Source organism: Hydrogenophaga palleronii (assembly GCF_031457455.1).
Classification (GTDB): Bacteria; Pseudomonadota; Gammaproteobacteria; order Burkholderiales; family Burkholderiaceae_C; genus Hydrogenophaga; species Hydrogenophaga palleronii_A.
Genome location: NZ_JAVDWU010000002.1, coordinates 1 through 19,735, shown reverse-complemented (window position 1 = coordinate 19,735; position 19,735 = coordinate 1). Strand labels below are relative to the sequence as shown.

General features: G+C 66.5%; 15 protein-coding genes. 8 read left to right on the top strand and 7 right to left on the bottom strand.

Annotated elements, in window-relative coordinates:
* Nucleotides 1–86: 86 nt before the first annotated feature.
* The 3 genes from J2W49_RS04690 to J2W49_RS04680 all read right to left on the bottom strand — a co-directional run bounded on the left by J2W49_RS04690 (nucleotide 87) and on the right by J2W49_RS04680 (nucleotide 1,846).
* Nucleotides 87–935 carry a hypothetical protein gene (locus J2W49_RS04690; RefSeq protein ID WP_310312261.1) on the bottom strand — a complete coding sequence of 283 codons (849 nt, stop codon included), beginning with the start codon at nucleotides 933–935 and terminating at the stop codon, nucleotides 87–89.
* A gap of 16 nt (nucleotides 936–951) precedes the next feature.
* Complete coding sequence (locus J2W49_RS04685) at nucleotides 952–1,125, bottom strand: hypothetical protein (RefSeq protein ID WP_310312257.1); 174 nt, start codon at nucleotides 1,123–1,125, stop codon at nucleotides 952–954.
* 160 nt (nucleotides 1,126–1,285) lie between these two features.
* Complete coding sequence (locus J2W49_RS04680) at nucleotides 1,286–1,846, bottom strand: DUF3617 family protein (protein WP_310312255.1); 561 nt, start codon at nucleotides 1,844–1,846, stop codon at nucleotides 1,286–1,288.
* 110 nt (nucleotides 1,847–1,956) lie between these two features.
* Between J2W49_RS04680 and J2W49_RS04675 the strand changes: the two genes are divergently transcribed.
* The 6 genes from J2W49_RS04675 to J2W49_RS04650 all read left to right on the top strand — a co-directional run bounded on the left by J2W49_RS04675 (nucleotide 1,957) and on the right by J2W49_RS04650 (nucleotide 11,625).
* Nucleotides 1,957–3,030 carry a ligase-associated DNA damage response exonuclease gene (locus tag J2W49_RS04675; RefSeq protein WP_310312253.1) on the top strand — a complete coding sequence of 358 codons (1,074 nt, stop codon included), beginning with the start codon at nucleotides 1,957–1,959 and terminating at the stop codon, nucleotides 3,028–3,030.
* Nucleotides 3,027–4,694, top strand: coding sequence for an ATP-dependent DNA ligase (locus J2W49_RS04670; protein ID WP_310312250.1), 1,668 nt, complete (start codon nucleotides 3,027–3,029; stop codon nucleotides 4,692–4,694). Before J2W49_RS04675 ends, J2W49_RS04670 begins: the two co-directional genes overlap by 4 nt.
* Entirely contained in the window at nucleotides 4,691–7,393 is a 2,703-nt protein-coding gene (locus J2W49_RS04665) for a ligase-associated DNA damage response DEXH box helicase (RefSeq protein WP_310312247.1), read from the top strand. Before J2W49_RS04670 ends, J2W49_RS04665 begins: the two co-directional genes overlap by 4 nt.
* Nucleotides 7,394–7,497: 104 nt before the next feature.
* Nucleotides 7,498–8,175 carry a ligase-associated DNA damage response endonuclease PdeM gene (pdeM, locus tag J2W49_RS04660; protein WP_310312244.1) on the top strand — a complete coding sequence of 226 codons (678 nt, stop codon included), beginning with the start codon at nucleotides 7,498–7,500 and terminating at the stop codon, nucleotides 8,173–8,175.
* A gap of 155 nt (nucleotides 8,176–8,330) precedes the next feature.
* Entirely contained in the window at nucleotides 8,331–9,131 is an 801-nt protein-coding gene (locus tag J2W49_RS04655) for an ABC transporter ATP-binding protein (RefSeq protein WP_310312242.1), read from the top strand.
* Nucleotides 9,115–11,625, top strand: coding sequence for an ABC transporter permease (locus tag J2W49_RS04650; RefSeq protein ID WP_310312239.1), 2,511 nt, complete (start codon nucleotides 9,115–9,117; stop codon nucleotides 11,623–11,625). The genes J2W49_RS04655 and J2W49_RS04650 overlap by 17 nt, the downstream gene beginning before the upstream one ends.
* A 3-nt stretch (nucleotides 11,626–11,628) precedes the next feature.
* Here the strand turns inward: J2W49_RS04650 and J2W49_RS04645 are convergent, their stop codons facing one another.
* From J2W49_RS04645 to J2W49_RS04635, 3 genes are read right to left on the bottom strand one after another with little or no spacing between them, the layout of a single operon-like run.
* Nucleotides 11,629–12,438, bottom strand: a complete 810-nt coding sequence (locus J2W49_RS04645; protein WP_310312236.1) for an amidohydrolase family protein — start codon at nucleotides 12,436–12,438, stop codon at nucleotides 11,629–11,631.
* Nucleotides 12,435–13,439 (bottom strand): tripartite tricarboxylate transporter substrate-binding protein, encoded by a 1,005-nt coding sequence (locus tag J2W49_RS04640; RefSeq protein WP_310312233.1) that lies wholly within the window; start codon nucleotides 13,437–13,439, stop codon nucleotides 12,435–12,437. The genes J2W49_RS04645 and J2W49_RS04640 overlap by 4 nt, the downstream gene beginning before the upstream one ends.
* 10 nt (nucleotides 13,440–13,449) lie before the next feature.
* Entirely contained in the window at nucleotides 13,450–14,187 is a 738-nt protein-coding gene (locus J2W49_RS04635; protein ID WP_310312230.1) for a GntR family transcriptional regulator, read from the bottom strand.
* Between the two features lie 323 nt (nucleotides 14,188–14,510).
* On the opposite strand from J2W49_RS04635, the gene J2W49_RS04630 reads away from it, so the two are divergent.
* The gene (locus J2W49_RS04630) at nucleotides 14,511–15,536 is read left to right on the top strand and encodes a ZIP family metal transporter (RefSeq protein ID WP_310312228.1); all 1,026 of its coding nucleotides are present in this window, start codon (nucleotides 14,511–14,513) and stop codon (nucleotides 15,534–15,536) included.
* Between the two features lie 61 nt (nucleotides 15,537–15,597).
* Here J2W49_RS04630 and J2W49_RS04625 read toward each other — a convergent pair whose 3' ends face one another.
* Nucleotides 15,598–18,006 carry a S8 family serine peptidase gene (locus J2W49_RS04625; RefSeq protein WP_310312226.1) on the bottom strand — a complete coding sequence of 803 codons (2,409 nt, stop codon included), beginning with the start codon at nucleotides 18,004–18,006 and terminating at the stop codon, nucleotides 15,598–15,600.
* Between the two features lie 212 nt (nucleotides 18,007–18,218).
* On the opposite strand from J2W49_RS04625, the gene J2W49_RS04620 reads away from it, so the two are divergent.
* Entirely contained in the window at nucleotides 18,219–19,583 is a 1,365-nt protein-coding gene (locus J2W49_RS04620; RefSeq protein WP_310312223.1) for an MBL fold metallo-hydrolase RNA specificity domain-containing protein, read from the top strand.
* Nucleotides 19,584–19,735: the final 152 nt, after the last annotated feature.

Below are 19,735 nucleotides of genomic sequence, written 5' to 3'. Positions count from 1 at the left end.
GACAGCCGCCAGGCCGACTGGAGCGATCCGGTCGGCCTGGTTGTTTGGGCCTGCGGGCCAGGACGTTCAGGGCATCCGAGCCCTCTTCATGTCCAGTCGAAGGTGATCAAGGCAATGCGCTCCACCGGTTCGAAGAACAGAATGATCGAGTCCGCTCCGGCCTTGCAGTAGTGCCAACCCGGCACCTGGGCCACAAAATGGAAGCGGTTGCCCGTGGGACCCACGGGATAGACATCGTTCCACTCATCGTCGGCCATGAGCCGAATGCCCCCGTCCGTTTCAGCCCAGTTGCCGCCGGCCGCCGGCCCACCCAGTTGCTCCAGAAAATTGCTTGATGGCTCGCGATCAAAGTTGGCGTTCTCACGCGGGAACTGGTTAACCGATAGCAGCTTGCCATGCGCCAGAAAGCGGCGCTTGGCCATGGCGTAAGCCTCGTGCTGCTCGGCATAGTGCGCCTGCACCTGTGCGTAGGCACTCTCATGCGTGGGGAAGACCTCTCGCTCGCGTTCGACCGCGTTCGAGAATCCATGCAGTTTCTTGTCCATGGAGGCGAACAACTTCTGCATGGCCTTCAGACCTTGCTCTCGCTCGCGCTGGAAACGCCGATCGGGCCGATTCAGCTCGGGGTTCTCCAAATAGAAATAGCGCCAATCCCCCAGCAGCTCGTAGCGGTCGTTCGCATCGAGCTTGAAGGCCAGCCAGTTGGTCTGAAGATACGCGTTGTGGTAGCGGACCGTGCGGTCCCCAATCATGCCTTCCGCAGGCTCGCAGGGGTTCACCAGATGGATCCAGCCAGACCACTGGGGATTGACCTGCGCGAGGTCGATGGAGACCAGGGGCAGCAGATGTCGAAAGCTCCGCTCCACGTCTCCAGCAAACACATCTGCAGGATCGGGAAATGGGCGAATCCAATGGGTGACAGCGTTGATGGCCAATTGAAGGTTCCTCTCTTCAGTAGAAAATCGTGTGCTCACCCAGCAGAATCGGCTGAGCCAGGGTCTGGTCCAGAAGGCCTCGCATCACGCTGCCGACTTCGGCCGTGGGATATTGGCCCACGGTGTGGCGCTGGTCAACGAACCCCGGAATTCCAGCGCGGGCCAGATGCACACCGGTCTGGGTGGTCACGGACGGCAGGCTGGCTGCGGCGTGGCGTGCGGGCCATTCGGTGTTGCCAATGTGGCCGGGTTCCCGAGTGGATACCACCAGGAAAGATATTGCCTATGTTCGGTCATGGTTTCATCTTTCGATACGTGGCCTGCCAATGGCGAGTTCGCTGGGCTGCACCTCACTTCAATTGAATGTCCTCCTCCTGGCAGGCCTGCCCCGTCAGCTTGCCATCCACGCGCACCGTCACCTCGCTCCAGGGTTCGCCATCCCGCGTCATCGTTTCCGTGGCCACCTGCTCCAGCCGGTCGGCAGACACTTTGTTGACGGCACGGGTCACCGCGTGCAGACCATCTGAGCGTTCACAGGTGAACTGCCACCGTGCCTCACGAGCATCCCCTTCGCGCGAGTCGACCCGGCATTGAAACTGGTTGCGGCGCGGCCTACCCATGGCGAAGTCGGTGGAGGTGTAGTTTTCCTTGTCCACGAAGCTCTGTGCCTTGCAGGCGCGCTGAACCATGGGACCGGCCGGGGGTGGCATGCTGGCGCCCGGCCCGGTGGCCGATTCGATGGTGACGCGGATTTCCCACTGACCTGGCGACATCACCCCGGCCCAGAGGATGTGTGGCAATGCGATGGTCGCGGCCAGCGCGCCACCTGCTTCAACAAACGTGTCATCTGAACTCCCTGCTGCGCCCTCAAAAGGCAATTGAATCGAATGGCCCGGGCGGCCGACGCGCATCATAGTTCGATCGAAGCGTCTGCCGGATGGCGCATGTCGCGCCGCCGCGCGGCACAAGACACTACACCAGCCACTCTGACCGACTTCCGGCACACTGGCATTCAAGCAACATGGCATCCGCTTCCCAAGACCTCGTCATCGCCCGCCCCGAAGGCCTGTACTGCCCCGCAGGCGACTTCTACATCGACCCCTGGCGACCGGTGGAGCGCGCCGTGATCACGCACGCGCATTCGGACCACGCCCGCACCGGTCATGCCCACTACCTTGCGCACACCGACAGTGCCGGCACGCTGCGCCAGCGGCTGGGCGCGAGCATCCACCTGCAGACGCTGGCCTATGGTGAATCGATCGAACACAACGGCGTGCGCTTGTCGTTGCACCCTGCCGGGCATGTGCTGGGCTCAGCCCAGGTGCGGCTGGAACACGGTGGTCGGGTGTGGGTGGCATCTGGCGACTACAAGACCGAGCCCGACGGCACCTGCCCGGGTTTTGAGCCAGTGCGCTGCGACACCTTCATCACCGAAAGCACCTTCGGCCTGCCCATCTACCGCTGGCCCACGCAGGCCGTGCTGTTCGACGAGATCAACGCCTGGTGGCGCAGCAACGCCGATGAGGGCCGGGCGTCTGTATTGCTGTGCTACGCCTTTGGCAAGGCACAGCGCATCCTGCACGGTGTGGACCCGTCCATCGGGCCCATCGTGGTGCACGGCGCAGTGGAGCCGCTGAACGCGGTGTACCGGGCGGCGGGTGTAGATCTGCCGCCCACCTTTCGCGTGACGGATGCAGCGATGGACAAAGCTGCGCTCAAGCGCGCGCTGGTGCTGGCACCGCCTTCTGCGCAGGGCACTCCATGGATGAAGCGGTTTGGTTCGGATGCGGTCGACGCCTTTGCCAGCGGCTGGATGCAGGTGCGCGGTACGCGCCGCCGCAGGGGTGTGGATAGGGGCTTCGTCATGTCGGACCACGCCGACTGGCCCGGCCTCATGGCCGCCATCCAGGGCACGGGCGCCGAGCACATCCGCGTGACGCACGGCAGCGTGCCCGTGCTGGTGCGCTGGCTCAATGAAAACGGACTGGACGCGCAGGCTTTTGATACCGAATATGGTGACGACGATGTGGCCGACCAGGCTGTTCCAGAAACGCCCGAGCCCAAGCCAGAGCAGCCCGAAGGTGAAGCCGCATGAAGCGTTTCGCCGCCCTCTACCGCGAGCTCGATGCCAGCACATCCAGCCGCGACAAGCAGGCTGCCCTGCAGCGTTACCTGCGCGAGGCCCCGGCCGAGGACGCCGCCTGGGCGGTGTATTTCCTGGCCGGTGGCAAGCCGCGCCAGATCGTGCCCACGGCACTGTTGCGCACCATGGCCCGGGAGACCGCCGGCCTGCCGGAATGGCTGTTTGAAGAGAGCTATCAGGCCGTGGGCGACCTGGCAGAAACGGTGGCGCTGTTGCTGCCGCCCGGTACCGAAGCGGTCGAACGCGGTCTGGCGGACTGGCTGCTCCACCACCTCCTGCCTTTGCGCGGTCAACCACCCGACGTGCAGGCCGCAGCCCTGCACAGCGTGTGGCAGCAGCTGCCGGACGATCAACGCTTCATCTGCATCAAGCTCATCACCGGTGGTTTTCGTGTGGGCGTGTCGCGCCTGCAGGTCACGCAGGCGCTGGCGACGGTGGCCGGGGTGAGCACACAGCGCGTGGCGCAGCGGCTCATGGGCTACACGCACGTGGGCGCCTTGCCCACTGCCGCAGTATATGAAGCGCTGGTGGTGCCGGAGTCCGTCGCAGAAACCAACCAGAAAACCAGCGGCCAACCCTATCCCTTTTTCCTGGCTCACCCGTTGAACGAACCACTTGAACGTTTTGACGAACTGCTGGGCTCACCGACCGATTGGCAGGTGGAATGGAAGTGGGACGGCATTCGCGCCCAGTTGGTGCGTCGCGCAGGCCAGACCTGGCTGTGGTCGCGCGGCGAGGAGCTGGTGACCGATCGTTTTCCCGAGCTCAGCGCCCTGGGCGACGCCCTGCCCGACGGCACCGTGATCGACGGCGAGATCGTGGTGTGGCGCGATGGTCAGCCCCAGCCTTTTGCCGAACTGCAGCGGCGCATCGGCCGCAAGACGCTGGGCGCCAAGCTGCTGCGAGAAGTGCCGGTGGTGCTGCTGGCCTATGACCTGCTGGAAACCGAGGGCAACGACCTTCGCGAACAAACCCAACAGACGCGCCGCGCTCAGCTCGACGCGCTGGTGGCGGAGATGAACCACCCCCAGCTCATCGCCAGCCCGATGCTGCAGGGCGACTCATGGGTTGAACTGTCAGAACAGCGAGAAGCCGCCCGACAGATGGGCACCGAGGGCTTCATGCTCAAGCAGCGCAGCGCGTTGTACGGCGTGGGCCGCACACGCAGCGTGGGCACTTGGTGGAAATGGAAGATCGACCCATTCAGCGTGGATGCGGTGCTGATCTACGCCCAGCGCGGACACGGCCGCCGCGCCAGCCTCTACAGCGACTACACCTTCGCGGTGTGGAACGCGCCGCCAGGCACCGAACGCCGGCAACTCGTGCCTTTCGCCAAGGCCTATTCGGGCTTGACGGACGCCGAGATGGCGAAGGTGGACGCGATCATCCGCAAGACCACGGTGGAGAGCTTTGGCCCGGTGCGCAGCGTGCGGCCCACCCTGGTGTTTGAGCTGGGCTTTGAAGGCATTGCCCGCAGCACCCGCCACAAGAGCGGCATTGCGGTGCGCTTTCCGCGCATGCTGCGCTGGCGTGAAGACAAGCCGGTGGATGAAGCCGACACACTGCAAACCCTGGCCGCGCTGATGCCCGGTGCGGCCAGCGCCATTTCGCCATGAAAGGCCCCAACGCCACGGCCTGGCTGGCAGCACGCGATTGGAAGCCCTTTGCGTTTCAGCGCCAGGTGTGGACCGCCATGGCACGCGGCCAGAGCGGTCTGCTGCACGCCACGACAGGCTCGGGCAAAACCTTTGCGGTCTGGCTGGGTGCGCTGCAGGCGCTGATCGACGCCAAGCGCCTGAAAGCGGACGCCGCCAACTCTTCCAAAACAGCCAGCACGGAAATCGTGGTTCCAGACGCACACCCGAACCCACACGCACAGCCCAACGCCGCACCGCTCACCGTCATCTGGATCACCCCCATGCGCGCCCTGGCCGCCGACACTTTGCGCGCCCTGAAGGAACCGCTGACCGAGATGGCTCCGCACTGGAGCGCGGGCGCGCGCAGTGGCGACACCACCAGTGGTGAGCGCAGCGCGCAAGACCGTCGCCTGCCCACCGTGCTGGTCACCACGCCTGAGAGTCTGAGTGTTTTGCTCTCACGGGCCGATGCGGCCGACAACCTCGGCCGTGCGCGGCTGGTGGTGGTGGACGAATGGCACGAGCTCATGGGCAACAAGCGCGGTGTGCAGACGCAGCTGGCGGTGGCGCGCCTGCGCCACTTGAACGCGGACCTGATGGTGTGGGGCATGTCGGCCACACTGGGCAACCTCGATGTGGCGCAGCACACCTTGCTCGGCCCCGGGCGCGATGGTGTGCTGGTGCAAGGCAAGACACCGAAGCGCCTGACGGTGGACACGCTGCTGCCGCCCCGCACCGATCGCTTCCCCTGGGCCGGCCACCTGGGCATCAGCATGCTGCCGCAGGTGGTGGAGGAAATCGAACGCAGCGGCAACACGCTGGTCTTCACCAACACGCGATCGCAAGCCGAACTCTGGTATCAGGCCCTGCTGGACGCGCGGCCTGACTGGGCCGGCCTGATCGCCCTTCACCACGGCTCGCTGGACCACGGCGTGCGCGAATGGGTGGAGGCCGGCCTCAAGAGCGGTGCGCTGCGCGCGGTGGTGTGCACCAGCAGCTTGGACCTGGGCGTGGACTTTCTGCCGGTGGAACGCGTGCTGCAGATCGGCTCACCCAAAGGCATTGCCCGGTTGCTGCAGCGTGCGGGGCGTTCCGGCCACGCACCGGGCCGCCCTTCGCGCATCACCATCGTGCCCACGCATGCGCTGGAATTGATCGAAGGCGCAGCCGCACGCGACGCCGTGGCGGCCGGGCACATTGAAGCCCGCGAGGTGCCGCAGCAACCGCTGGACGTGCTGGTGCAGCATTTGGTCACGGTGGCGCTGGGCGGTGGTTTCATGCCCGAAGCATTGCTGCACGAGGTACGCAGCACCGCGGCTTACGCACAGCTCAGCGATGCCGACTGGGCCTGGTGCCTGGCCTTTGTGCGCCAGGGCGGCGAGGCGCTGGGCGCCTACCCGGATTTCCACCGCGTGCAGGTGGACGCGAACGGCGTGTGGCGCGTGCCCGATGCGCGGCTGGCCAGGCGCCATCGCATGAACATCGGCACCATCGTCAGCGACGCCAGCATGGCGGTGCAGTTCGTGGGCGGAGCGCGGCTGGGCCAGGTGGAAGAGAGCTTTGCCGCGCGACTGAAACCGGGCGATTGCTTTCTGTTCGCCGGCCGCCTGCTGGAGCTGGTGCGCGTGCATGAGATGACGGCCTGGGTCAGGCGTGCCCAGGGCCAGCGGCCCGCCGTGCCGCGCTGGAACGGCGGCAAGATGCCACTGTCCACCACGCTGGCCGACGCGGTGGTGGACCAGCTCGAACTGGCGGCTGATGGTCGTCACAGTTCGCCAGAGCTGCGAGCCGCAAAGGATCTTCTGGCGGTGCAAAGCGAATGGTCGGCCCTGCCCACGCGTCACCACCTGCTGGCCGAAGTGCTGCACTCCCGTGAAGGCACGCACCTGTTCCTCTATCCGTTTGCGGGCCGCCATGTGCATCTGGGCCTGGGTGGCCTCATTGCGTGGCGCGTGGCGCGCCATTCGCCCACCACGTTTTCCATTGCGGTCAACGACTATGGGTTTGAGCTGCTTTCGCCCACGCACACCGACTGGGCCGAGCTGCTGCCGCAGGTCTTGCGCAACGCTGAGAGCGACAAGGCTTTGCAGCAGGAAGTGCTCGACAGCCTCAACGCGGGCGAGCTGGCGCAGCGACGCTTCCGGGAAATCGCGCGCGTGGCAGGCCTGGTGTTTCAGGGCCACCCCGGCGAACAGCGCAGCAGCCGGCAACTACAGGCGTCGTCGCGCCTGTTCTGGGAGGTGTTCCGCCAGTACGACCCAGGCAACCGCCTGCTGCACCAGGCCGAGCAGGAACTGCTGGCGCTGGAGCTGGACATGGCGCGCTTGCAGACCGCACTCGCGCGCATGAACCAGCAGACCTTGATGCTGCACACATTGGAGCGGCCCACGCCGTTTGCCTTTCCGCTCATGGTGGAGCGCTTTCGCGAAAAGTTCAGCAACGAGAACGTGGCCCAGCGCATCGCGCGCATGGTGGCCCAACTGGAGAAAGCCGCTGACGGCCCATCCAGGAGGAAGGCACGCGACAAGTCCCAGAGCCCGGAAGGCGAGGACGAAGGCGACGTACAAGCCGTGCTCGACACACTGGACTTCGGCCGCGACAGCCCCGTTTCCCGGCGCACCGGTGATCGGCGCCCCCGCCGCGAACGCAAGCCGCCACGCCCGCTGCCACCGCTCTGAGCGTGGAAACAGCGGTTGAACGCGCACTCCCTTCTCCCCGCAGTGCGCTCAGGTCTGGCCCGCTGTCACACACCTGCCAGCAACATCTGCCCACAATCCAGGGCATGCTCCCCGTCGCCGAAACCCCTCACGCCTGCGTCGAATGGGCCGGTGAAAGCCTGCACCTGCTGCCCGAACGCGCGCTTTGGTGGCCGGCTGCCCACACGCTGTTCGTGGCCGACCTGCACCTGGGCAAGGCCGCCACCTACCGCGCGTTGGGCCAACCCGTGCCCCACGGCACCACGCAGGACAACCTGAGGCGGCTCGACGAACTGATCACCCGCCATCAGGCCCGCCACTTGGTGTGCCTGGGCGACTTCCTGCACGCCTCAGCCGCGCGCACACCACATGTGCTGGCATCGCTGCAGGCCTGGCGCGAACGCCATGCTGCGCTGGACGCCACCCTGGTGCGCGGCAACCACGACGATCGCGCCGGTGACCCGCCTCCCTCGCTGGGCATTGCCGCGGTGGACGGACCCTGGTTGCTCGGACCCTTTGCCTGCTGCCACCACCCACAAAGCCATTCCACCCACCACGTGCTGGCCGGCCACCTGCACCCGGTGGTGGCACTGCAAGGACCGGGCCGTGACCGGCTGCGCCTGCCCTGTTTCGTGAGTGAGCCGGGGCAATCCATCCTGCCCGCCTTTGGTGCCTTCACCGGCGGCCATGTGCTGGGCGCCGCGCCAGGCCGTCAGCACCACGCCGTAGGCGGCGAGCGCGTGTGGACCCTGCCTCCGGTCTGAACCCATGCCCGGCGACAAAACGCCCGATCCCTTGCGACAAACCCTCGGACGAACTGGAAGGAACCTCCGTGGGGTAATGGCCTCACACTGCGTTGACCTGCCGCACAGACAGCACACCTGACCCAGGCGCCCTCCCCCCACGCTCCCCGCACCGAATGACAGACACCATTCCACCCATCATCGAAGTCGACGACCTTTCCATGTCGTACCCCCTGGCCCACACCCGGGTGGACGTGCTGCGGGGTGTGAACATGCGCATTGAAGCCGGCACGCGCGTGGCCATTGCCGGGCCCTCGGGTTCAGGCAAGACGTCACTGCTGTTGCTGTTCTCAGGCTTGGAGCGCCCCAGTGGCGGGCGCGTGGTGATCGACGGCGTGGACCTGGGCAAGCTGGACAGCGATGGTCTGGCCGACCTGCGGCGCGAACGCGTGGGCATCGTGTTCCAGAGCTTTCACCTGCTGCCCAGCCTGAACGCGCTGGACAACGTGGCCCTGCCCTTGCAAATGGCTGGCCGCCGAGACGCCCGGGAGCAGGCCCGCGCCATGCTCACCCGTGTAGGTCTGGACAGTCGGCTGGATCACTTCCCCACGCAGCTCTCCGGCGGCGAGCAGCAACGCGTGGCCATTGCCCGCGCCCTGGTGCACCGCCCTCGCCTGCTGCTGGCCGACGAGCCCACCGGCAACCTCGACGACCACACCGCCGAATCGGTGCGCGAACTGCTGTTTGAGCTCAACCGAGACCTGGGCACCACACTGGTGCTGGTCACGCACGACCTCGACTTTGCAGCACGCTGCGACCGCGTGCTGCGCCTGCACGACGGCCAGTTACACGAGACCGCCCCGAGCGAGGTGCACAGCCCTATTCCTGCTTCAGCTTCAACTTCCACTCCCACGTTCACCGCTTCCACCACCTACCATCCCGCTGCAGGAACCACGTCACATGCCCTTCCTGCTTGATCTGGCCTGGCGCGACCTGCGCCGCAGTGGCCGCAGCCTGTGGATCTTCTGTGCCTGCCTGGTGCTGGGCGTGTCGCTGGTGGCGGCCGGCGGCGGCCTGTACCGGCAGGTGGCCGACGCCTTGCGCTCCGACGCACGCCTGCTGTTTGGCGGTGACGTGGAAGTGGAATACCAGCAGCCCCTGCACGCCGACGTGCTGGCTTGGATGAACGACACTGCCACGGTCTCGCGCATGGTCGAGCTGCGCACGATGCTTCGCACTGCCAGCGGGCAGGCGCAACTCATCGAACTGCAAAGCACGGATGCGCAGTACCCGCTGTACGGCGAGGTCACGTTGGCCCCAGCGTCTGTGCTGGACGCTGCCTTGGCCCAGCGCGGACAAGACTGGGGCGCGGCAGTAGACGCCGCGCTGGCCCAGCGCCTGAACCTGCAACCAGGCGACCGCATCGACATTGGCGATCTGAACCTGGAAGTGCGCGCCCTCATCACCCGACAGCCCGACCGCAGCCTGCGCGCCGACTGGGGTGGTGCCCCCGTGTTGGTGGCCGATGGTGCGCTAAAGGCGACCGGCCTGGTGCAGCCGCTCAGCCGCGTGGAATACCGCTACCGCGTGCGCACCGACGAGCCGGCCAACCAATGGCGCGACGCCTTCGTGGCCGCTTTCCCCGCGCTGGATGCGGATGTGCGCACCTTCAGCCAGCGCAGCGCACGCATGGCCGAGGTGCTGGCACAGATTGGCTCCGGCCTGCTGCTGATCGGGTTCTCTGCGCTGTTCATTGGCGGCCTGGGCGTGTTCAACAGCGTGCAGGCCTATCTGCAAGGCAAGCTCACTTCACTGGCCACGCTGCGCGCGCTGGGCCTGCGTGACGGACAACTGGCGGCCATGGTGCTGCTGCAGATCGTGATGCTGGCGCTGCTGGCCAGCGTCGCCGGCGTGCTGCTGGGCAATGCCCTGGCCCTGGCAGCCGCCTTCGCCACGGCCGAGCGCCTGCCCATGGCGGTGTTGCTGGTCGGGCTGTGGCCCTCTTCGCTGGTGGCGCTGATGTTTGGTGTGCTCACGGCCGTGGCCTTTGCCTTGCCGGCGCTGGGGCGCGCGCTGTCGGTCTCCCCCGCTGCGCTGTTTCGCGGCGTCAATGGCGCCAACCTCAAGACCCCGCGCCGCACCTGGTGGCTCACGGCCGCTGCGGCCGGCATGACGTTGCTGCTGCTGGTGCTGACCCTGCCCGACCCGCGTTTTGGGCTCGCCTTCGTGGCCGCCACCGTCGCCCTGCTGGTGCTGCTGGAAGGCATCACGCGCGGGCTGAAACACGTGGCGCGCCAGGTACAGGGCATGACCCGCTGGCAACCGCCGGTGGAGCTGCAGCTGGCACTGGCCGGCCTGCAGCAGCCGCACTCGCCGCTGCGCCCTGCGCTGCTGTCGCTGGGCTCGGCACTCACGCTGCTGGTGGCCTGCACGCTGGTGGTGGTCTCGCTGCTGCGCACGGTGAATGAAACCGTGCCGGCCAACGCTCCCGCCCTCGTGTTCTACGACGTGCAGACCGAACAGATCGACACCCTGCGCGAAACCTTGCAGGCCGCACCCGGCCTGGCCCGCGTGCAGACCGCACCGCTCGTGCTGGGCCGACTGGTGGCGGTGAACGGCGAAGCCCTGCGCGACAGCGCAGACGGCGAGCGCGCCATGGAGGCTCGCGACGAGCACAAGTTGAGCAATCGGGAAGGCAACATCGACGACGTGGTGATCGACCGCGGCCAATGGTGGCCGGCCGGCCACACCGGCGAACCGCTGGTGGCCATGGAAGACCGAGAGGCGGATCAGCTTGGCCTGAAGGTGGGCGACGAACTGCGCTTTGAAATCATGGGAACGCCGGTGGAAGTGACCTTGTCAGCCATCTACAGCCAGCGCCGCATGCAGTCGCGCCTGTGGCTGGAAGCCATCTTCAGCGACGGCGTGCTCGACCCGTTCATCACCCGCCACGTGGGCGCCGCATGGCTGCCGGCCGATGAGGCCCTGGCCGCGCAGGACCGCCTTGCCGCTGTGGCACCCAACATCGCCAGCGTGCGCACCGAATCGCTGCTGCGCGAAACCCGCACCTTGATGGGCCGCGCGAGCAGCGGCCTGGTGGTGGTGGCAGGCGTGTGCCTGGCCGCGAGCTTGCTGGTGTTGGCCAGCGTGGTGGCCGCCAGCCGTACCCGCCAGGTGTTCGACGCCACGGTGATGCATGCCCTGGGTGCTCGCCATTCCAGCCTGCGGCGCGTGCTGTACTGGGAATACACCTTGCTGGCGGGGGTGACCGCCAGTTTCGCTGTGCTCGCCGGCAGCGCCCTGGCCACCGGCCTGTTGCGCTGGCGGCTGGACATGGACCCCGCCGGCCTGTACTGGAGCGGCGTGCTCACCGCCGTGGGCGTGAGTGCCATCAGCCTGGGGATGGGCGCGCGCTACCTGCTGCGCCAGATGCACCTGAGCCCCGCCATGCTGCTGCGCAGCGGAGGATAGAAATCAGGTGTACAGCGCGGCCCCTGCCGCTCGAATCTGCGCAGCGCGTGTGAGACCCAGCGCGTCCACCACCGGCCGCCAGACGCTGGCGTAGGGCGGCAAGGCATCGGCTGAAAAAGCGGTGTGCGGCCAGTCGGAGCCCCACACCAGGCGCTCCTTCATTTCAGCAGCCATGCGCTGGATATGGGCACCCAGTGCGTCGTAAGGTGCACTGGCCTGCAGGCGGTACCAGCCTGACAACTTGACCCATGCACCCTGCGCCGCCAGCGCGCGCAGCGCCGCCCATGCCGGGTCGCTGGAGGCAACAGCCGTGCCCATACCAGCCAGATGGTCAAGCACCGCAGTGAGGCCCGTGCCTTCGTGCAGCGCGGCAATGGTGGCCAGTTGCTCGGCTTTGGCGTACCACTGCACGTGCCAGCCGCGCTCGCGTAGGCGGGGGGCCAGCGCCTCCAGGCCTTCGTGGCCATTGCCCACCGGCGAGACCAGGTTGAAGCGCACGCCACGCACGCCCATGGCGTGCATGCGGTCGAGCTCAGCGTCGGTAATACCGCGGTCGATCACAACCACGCCACGGTGGCGTTCTGGCTGATGAGCCAGCGCCTGCAGCAGCACGGTGTTGTCGGTGCCGTACACACTGGGCTGCACCAGCACCAGATGATGCACCCCGTGCGCCTGCGCCAGCGCCTCAATGTCGGCCAGGTCGTGCTGCACCGGACGGTAGTGGCCACCCTGCACCGGGTGCGCTGCGTCGAACACATGCACATGGCAGTCCCAGCCTCCGGCGGGGCTGACGATGTTTTGATGTGTGCTCATCCGGCCGTGATGTTCCGTTCCTTGATCACCTTGCCCCACAGGGCCTGCTGCGCCGCGATGAACTGGCCGGCACTCTGCTGGCTGGGGTCAGCAAACAGGTCACCGCCCAATTGGCGGATGCGCCCAAGCACCTCCGCATCGTCCAGCGCCGTGCGAATGACAGCCACCAGGGTCGCTTTCACCTCGGCGTTGATGCCTGCGGGCGCCAGAACGGGGTTCCATTCCAGCACCTCGTAGCCCGTCACACCCACTTCGGCCATGGTGGGCACATCGGGCAGTGAACGCACACGCAGCTTGCTGGTCACTCCCAGGGGGCGCAGCTTGCCGGCCTTGATGTGGCCCAGCGCAGAAGCCACGTTGGCAAAGAACAGCGGCACGTGCCCACCCATCACGTTGTTCATGGCGGGTCCGCCGCCACGGAAGGGGATGTGGGTGAGCGTCACACCTGCACGCTGTTCAAACAGGGCACCCGCCAGGTGCTGCGCCGAGCCATTGCCGGAAGAAGCGTAGGTGAGCGACCGGGCCTTGGCCAGGCGGATCACGTCCTTCACGCTTTCGGCCTCAAAGGCCGGGTTGCACACCAGCACATTGGGGAAAGTGGCCAGCACCGCGAGCGGGGTGAAGGCGGTCGCGGTGTCGTACGGCAGCTTGGGGTATAGCGATGGGGTCACGGAGAAGGAAGACGCATCCAGCAGAAGCGTGCTGCCATCGGCTGCGGCCCGCGCCACATAGCCGGCCGCGATCTGCCCGCCGGCACCCGCCCTGTTCTCCACCACCACGGGCTGACCCAGGGCCGCTTCCATGCGGGGTGCGAGGATGCGCGCCATGAGGTCGGCACCGCCACCGGGTGGGTACGACACCACCAACATGATCGGCTTGCCACCGGCAATTTTGGTCTGTGCATGGGCACCGAACCAGGGAGCTGCCAGGGCGGCGCCGGCTGCGGTTATGAGCCTGCGGCGCGAAAGCTGCGCGCCAGTGTGGGAGGGAATGGCAGACATGGGAATTCCTTCAGGTGATGGTGACGGTGTAGTGAAAGGCGTGGGCGTCGCCGCTGGTGGTGCGCACTTCAACGCAGCGCCCGGCGAGATCAAAGGCCGAGCGCTGTACCTGCGCGCAGGGATGACCAGGCGGCAAAGCCAGGTGCTGAGCCTGCACGGCGCTCAATTGGGAAAAACCAATGTCGTCCACCGCGCGGTGCACATGCACCTGCACCCGGCGAGCAAACATCGGGTAGAGCAGGTCTTCCCAGGTGGAGAGGTCGTCGTCGGCGAGCGGGCCAAAGAGGTCCAGCGGCAACCAGAGTTCTTCAAAAAGCCGGGGCTGGTCGCCCATGAGGCGCAAGCGGTGGAGCCGCAACACCGGCTCCCCGGCGCCCATGCCCAGTGCTCGCGACACCGTCGCCGGTGCGCTGACCTGGCTGCGCTGCAAGATGCGCGACTTGGGCACTTCGCCCGTGCCACTGTCAAACCGGAAGAAGCGCAACATGGTGGCCCCCGTGAGCCCTTGCCGCACAAAGGTGCCCTTGCCATGAATGCGCTCGATGAAGCCCTGCTCTGCCAGTAGCTCCAGCGCGCGGCGCATGGTGCCCAGCGCCACGCCGTGCTCGTTGGCCAACTGGCTTTCGGCTGGCAAGGCCGAGCCCGGCGGCCATTCACCAGCTACAACCCGGGCACGGAGTGCCTGTGCCAGCGAGGCATACCGGCTAAGACCAGGTTCCGATCTCAGAAGATGGAGAGGTGGGTTCATGCCTCGAAATATAGTCCTCTATAGGACTAGATGAATACAGGATAAACCCTGAGATTTTGCTGCCTGGACCGCCGAGCGATTGTTCATTTTTGCTCCACCCGGCGGTCCTGCCGCGTCCTCTGTTCCGCCCCGGAAAGCCCGGCTGGCCCACCACAGTGGACCAGCCAAGGCCGAATCGAACCTCCAGCTCCCCGTGCGCCATGTTGCTGGCTCGGGTCACTGCTGACAGCTATCAACGACATCGAATCAATCAAATAGGAAGCATCGATAGTTTTTGCCACACTAATCAATCATTGCAACAGACTCCGATCCAGGAGCCCCCCATGACCGCCCTCATCCGTCAGCTGCAGCCCGCCTGGTTCCAGATCCAGCAACTGGAGCTTCCTTTGCCGCCTCATGCCCTGCGCAACGCCTTGCTGGCGCTGGGCGCGGGTCTGCTGTTGATGGCAGGGTTGGTGGCAGGCAGCACCTTCTGGGGGCCCGCTCGCCTGTGGTGGGACGCCACGGGCGCCAGCAGCGCGATGACGGCGGGGGTGCAGGCTTCGCTGATCGCGGCACTGGCCACGGCGGTGGGGGCCTTGCCGGTGTTCCTGGTGCAGCGGGTGAGCAAGCGGCAGGAATCGGCGCTGATGGCTTTCGCAGCGGGCGTGATGCTGGCGGCGGCCATTTTTGCGCTCTTGCTGCCCTCGCTGGAAGCCGGACGGGCCATGCTGGCCGCCACCGGTGCGGCGCAAACGGGTGCGGCCGGGCTCACGGCAGTAGGCCTGCTGCTGGGCATGGGCCTGATGCTGGCGATCGACAAGGCCATGCCGCACGAACATGCCGTGCTGCCGCCGGCAGCGCCCGGCCACGCCGGGCAGTGGTCGGCGGGCGGCGAAGCGGCGAATGCTCAGCGAGCCTGGCTGATGGTGCTGGCCATACTGATCCACAACGTGCCTGAGGGGCTGGCGGTGGGTGCCGCGTATTCGGGCGCGGGGCTGGGTGTTGACGCGGGCGGTGCGGCGCAGACCGGCGCCTCGGTGGCGCTGGCGATTGGCCTGCAGAACATGCCGGAAGGTCTGATCGTGGCCATGGCGTTGCGCTCGCTGGGCAAGAGTGCGGCCTTGTCGTGGGGCGTCGCGGCGCTCTCTGGCCTGGCCGAGCCGCTGGGCGCCATTCTGGGGCTGTGGGTGCTGGGCAGCCTGCCGGCGTTTTACCCGGTAGGCCTGGCGGTGGCGGCGGGCGCCATGATCTTTGTGGTGAGCCACGAGATCATTCCCGAAACGCACCGCAACGGTTTCGAGAGTCTGGCCTCGGTCACGCTGATGGCGGGTTTTGTGTTCATGCTGATGCTGGACGCGGCGCTGTAGTTCGGGATCAGCAAAGCCCGACCCAATGAACCGCGCCTTTGGAACCGAAGGCCCACAGCGCTCAGCCTTTGATGGCCTTGCGCTTGCGCTCGAAACGCCAGGTCACGCGCCCCACCTCTTCTCCTTCGAACACCTGCGCGATAGACAGCGACTGCCCGGCCCGTGCCTGCTTGGCCACGCCCTTGAAAGTAATGCGGCAGTCCAGCCGCGCGTCGGCCGGCAGCAGCACGCGTGGCACGCGCATGTAGGGCGCACTGGGCAACACGATCTGCGCACGCTGGCGGGCCTTATCGAGCTTGTAGTCCATCTCCAGCCCGGCCACGAACGCCTTGGCCAGTGCGGCAGGCACATCCAGGGTGACGCGCACCTCGCGCGAGAGGCGGCGCTGGATCACGAAATCGAAGAAGCGCCGCTCCTTGGGGAAGTTGGCAATCAGGAAGTGGTGCACCGAAGGGTCGGCCGAGGGTTCTTCCACTGCTTCCACCACATTGAAATTGCGCCAGGTGACGTTGTTCTGGTTGCGGATGAACGCGCGGAAACCGTCGAAGTCGGTGGGTGAAGGCAGCACCGGAGCCGGGTCCGCCGCGTGGTCCAGAATGCCGACGAAGCAGTAGTGGCCGGTGGCAGGCACTTCGGCGGCTGGCCAGGTGAGTGCGTCGGTTACCACAAGGGTGTCGCCCACGGGCACATCCACAGGTGTGGTGGTGCCAATGGCGTTCCACAGCGCTGGCGTGACCAGCGTGGAAACAGGGCTCCAGAACACCTGGGCCTGCACGCCGGTGGCGTCGGTGCCGCCACGGTTTTTCATGCGCACATAGATGAAGTTGTCCTGCCCGCCTTGCACCTGCGAGCCCAGGTTGTTGGCGTTCTCGGTGCCAGAGCCTTCGCCAAAGGCGGCGTTGGGGTCGGGCACAGTGCCAGGGAGCACGATGATGTCCGGGCTGGCACTGATGGCGCCGGCGGTGGGCACGCTGCCGTCGTCACCCACGTTGTCGCGCAGGTAGACATCGGCCACCACGCCCAGGTTGCCGTCGAGAATGGCGCGCAGGTTCGGCATGATGCCGATGTTGCCGGCCACCCCGCCACCCTGGGCCGTGCCGGTGAGCGGGTTCGAAAGGATTGCGCGCATCTGCATGGGTGACAGGCGTGCTCCGGTGGCCGCGGCGTGGGTGGACTGCACGATGAGCGCGGCACCCGCAATGGTGGGCGTTGCCGCGGAGGTATTCTGGAAGTCGCCGGCATAGGCCTGATCGGGGTTGCCGCCGCCGTCATCGAGGTCGCCGGTGCCCGTGGTGACCACGTCCTCGCCCCAGGCGAAACAGTCCAGCCGTGCGCCGAAATTGCTGGCGGCCTTGCGGTTGTGCGGCAGTGGGCTCAGACAGGCGCCCACCATGATGGCACCAGAATCGCGGAAGTCCGCCGATGCCGGGTTGAGGATCTGCAGCCCGCCGGCGTTGGTGAAGGTGTCCAGGTTCGAGCTGCCATTGCCGGCCGCCGCACACACCACAATGCCCAGGGCCGATGCCAGACGGATGGCGTCAAAGGTGTCATCCACGATTTCGGCCGGTAGAAAGCTCGTCTGCACCTCGATCAGCATCACATCGCCCGCCGCCATCTGGTCCACTGCGGCGATCACGGCATCGGCCACGAATCCACTGACGCCCAGGCCCGCATCGAAGTGACTTGAGCAAAGCACAGGCGACGCTGCCGAAGCGATGCCGACCACCCCCACGGCGTTGTCGACCGACACCATTTCACCCAGCACCGCACAGCCGTGGTTGAAGCTGGACGCCCGGTTGTCGTTGAAGATCAGTGAAGGTGCGGCCGCTGCCAGGTCCTCGTGGGTGAGGCGCCAGCCTTGTTCCACGTCGCACACACCTATACCCTGACCGAAGCCACCGGGCTGGGTCCAGGCCCAGCGGGCATCGATGCCGTCAGGCGCTGCGTCCTGGTAGCCCTGCATGGCATTGAAGGGATCGTTGCCGGGGTTGTTTGCCGGGTCGTCACCGCTGCGGTGCTCGTAGGCCTGAGCCACGCCGGGGGTGGCCATGAGGCGTTTGACGACGGCGTCGATGTCATGGGGCTGACCACGGAGGTCGAGCAGCCAGTAAGCACGCAGGCTGCGCAATGGCGGCAAAGGACTGCGCTCTGCACGCTCCTCCATCTCACGAAGGCGCTTGGGCGAAACAGCCGTGATCAATCGACGGCCCTTGGAAAGCCCCAGCGACTTGAGCAGGTCTGCCAAGGCGCCAAGCTGCCCTTGCTTGAGCACGGCAGCCAGGCTGTCGGCGGCATCGGCTTCGGGTGTGAGCCCGCCTTCAGCCAGTTGCAGCACCACGAAACCGGTGCGCTTCGTCCGCTCATCCGGCTGGCCTGCGTCGCCGCGCAAGGACGGCACCGCGGCCACAATGGCTCGCAGGTCGTCAGGCCGCAACAAGGTTCTGGGATTGAGCAATCGGGTGGTGATCATGGCTAGCCTCCTTGGGTGGTGTGAACTGCCCGCTGAACCGGATCGAAGCTCTCACGCCCAGCGGAATCCACATTGAATGCCTGCGACCTGAGAGCTTCCAGCCCCCATTGGGGGACGACCTCCTCATAACGTCTACCGCCCACGCGCGCCCAGGCCAAGACGTTGTGCCACCCGGTGGCAGACGCGGAACCACACAGGACTACACTGCCTGAATGAGCGTACACATCCGATTCCTCGGCGGCGCTGGCACCGTCACCGGCTCCAAGTATCTGGTCGAACACGATGGGCACAGTGTGCTGGTGGACTGCGGCCTGTTTCAGGGCTACAAGCAGCTGCGGCTTCGCAACCGCGACCCGTTACCGATATTGCCCAACAACATCGGCGCGGTGATCCTCACGCACGCCCACCTGGACCACAGTGGCTACCTGCCCCTGCTGGCCAACGAAGGCTTTCACGGCAAGGTGTGGACCACACCTGCCACGCGTGATCTGGCGCAGATCCTGTTGCCTGACAGCGGCCACATACAGGAAGAAGACGCGGCATTTGCCAACCGCAAGGGCTTCTCCAAACACGCGCCGGCGCTGCCGCTCTACACCGAAGACGATGCCCGCCGCAGCCTGAAGCTGATCCGCACCGCGCGCATGAACCAGGTTTTTGAGCCAGTGCCCGGGTGGACGGCACGCTTCTCCGGCGCCGGGCACATCCTTGGGGCGGCCAGCCTGCTGCTGGAAGTGGGCGGGCGGCGCATTCTGTTCTCGGGTGATCTGGGCCGGCCGGACGATGCCATCATGCTGGCCCCTGAGAACCCGCCAGCGGCCGACGTGGTGGTGTGCGAATCCACTTACGGCGACCGCGAGCACCCGGATGAAGACGTGCTGGCCGAACTGGGCCCTGCCCTGCAGCGCGTGGCCGCGCGTGGTGGCACCGTCGTGGTACCCGCATTTGCCGTGGGCCGTGCACAGGCGCTGCTGCACGCCATTGCCGAACTCAAGGCAGCAGGCACGCTGCCGAGCGGACTGCCGGTGTACCTGGACAGCCCCATGGCCATCCACAGCACCGAGCTGTTTGCCCAGCACCTGGGTGAGCACCGCTTGAACGCAGCCCAGTGCCACGCCATGGCCACCGTGGCCACCATGACGCGCACGCCCGACGAGTCCAAGACCATCGCCTTGCAGCACGGTCCGAAGGTGATCATCTCTGCCAGCGGCATGGCCACCGGCGGGCGGGTGCTTCACCACCTGGCCAAATACTTGGGTGACCACCGCAACATGGTGTTGCTCACTGGCTACCAGGCGCCCGGCACGCGTGGCGCCAGTCTGGCGCACGGGGCCACCCAGTTGCGCATGCACGGAAAAGACATCCCGGTGCGCGCCGAGATCGTTCAGCTCGCTTCCGCGTCTGCCCATGCCGACGCAGGCCAGTTGCTGGCGTGGCTGCGCGCCCTGCCCGGCGCACCGCGCCGCGTGTTCGTGGTGCACGGCGATCCGGAGGCCTCTGACCGGCTGCGCTACCGCATTGAAAACGAGTTGCGCTGGCAGGCGCTGGTGCCGGAGCATGGGAGCACTTGGCAGGCCTAACGGCCACCCCCCGCGCCGCCTTCGGCGTCACCCCCCTGAAAGGGGGGCGCACCCAAAGGCCCGGCAAAGGTTCTATGGTTTGTTGTCAAGCGACTGGGGTATGCGTTGCGGATCAAACGGTTTGCCGGTGCGCCAAACGGCAAAGGCGATGC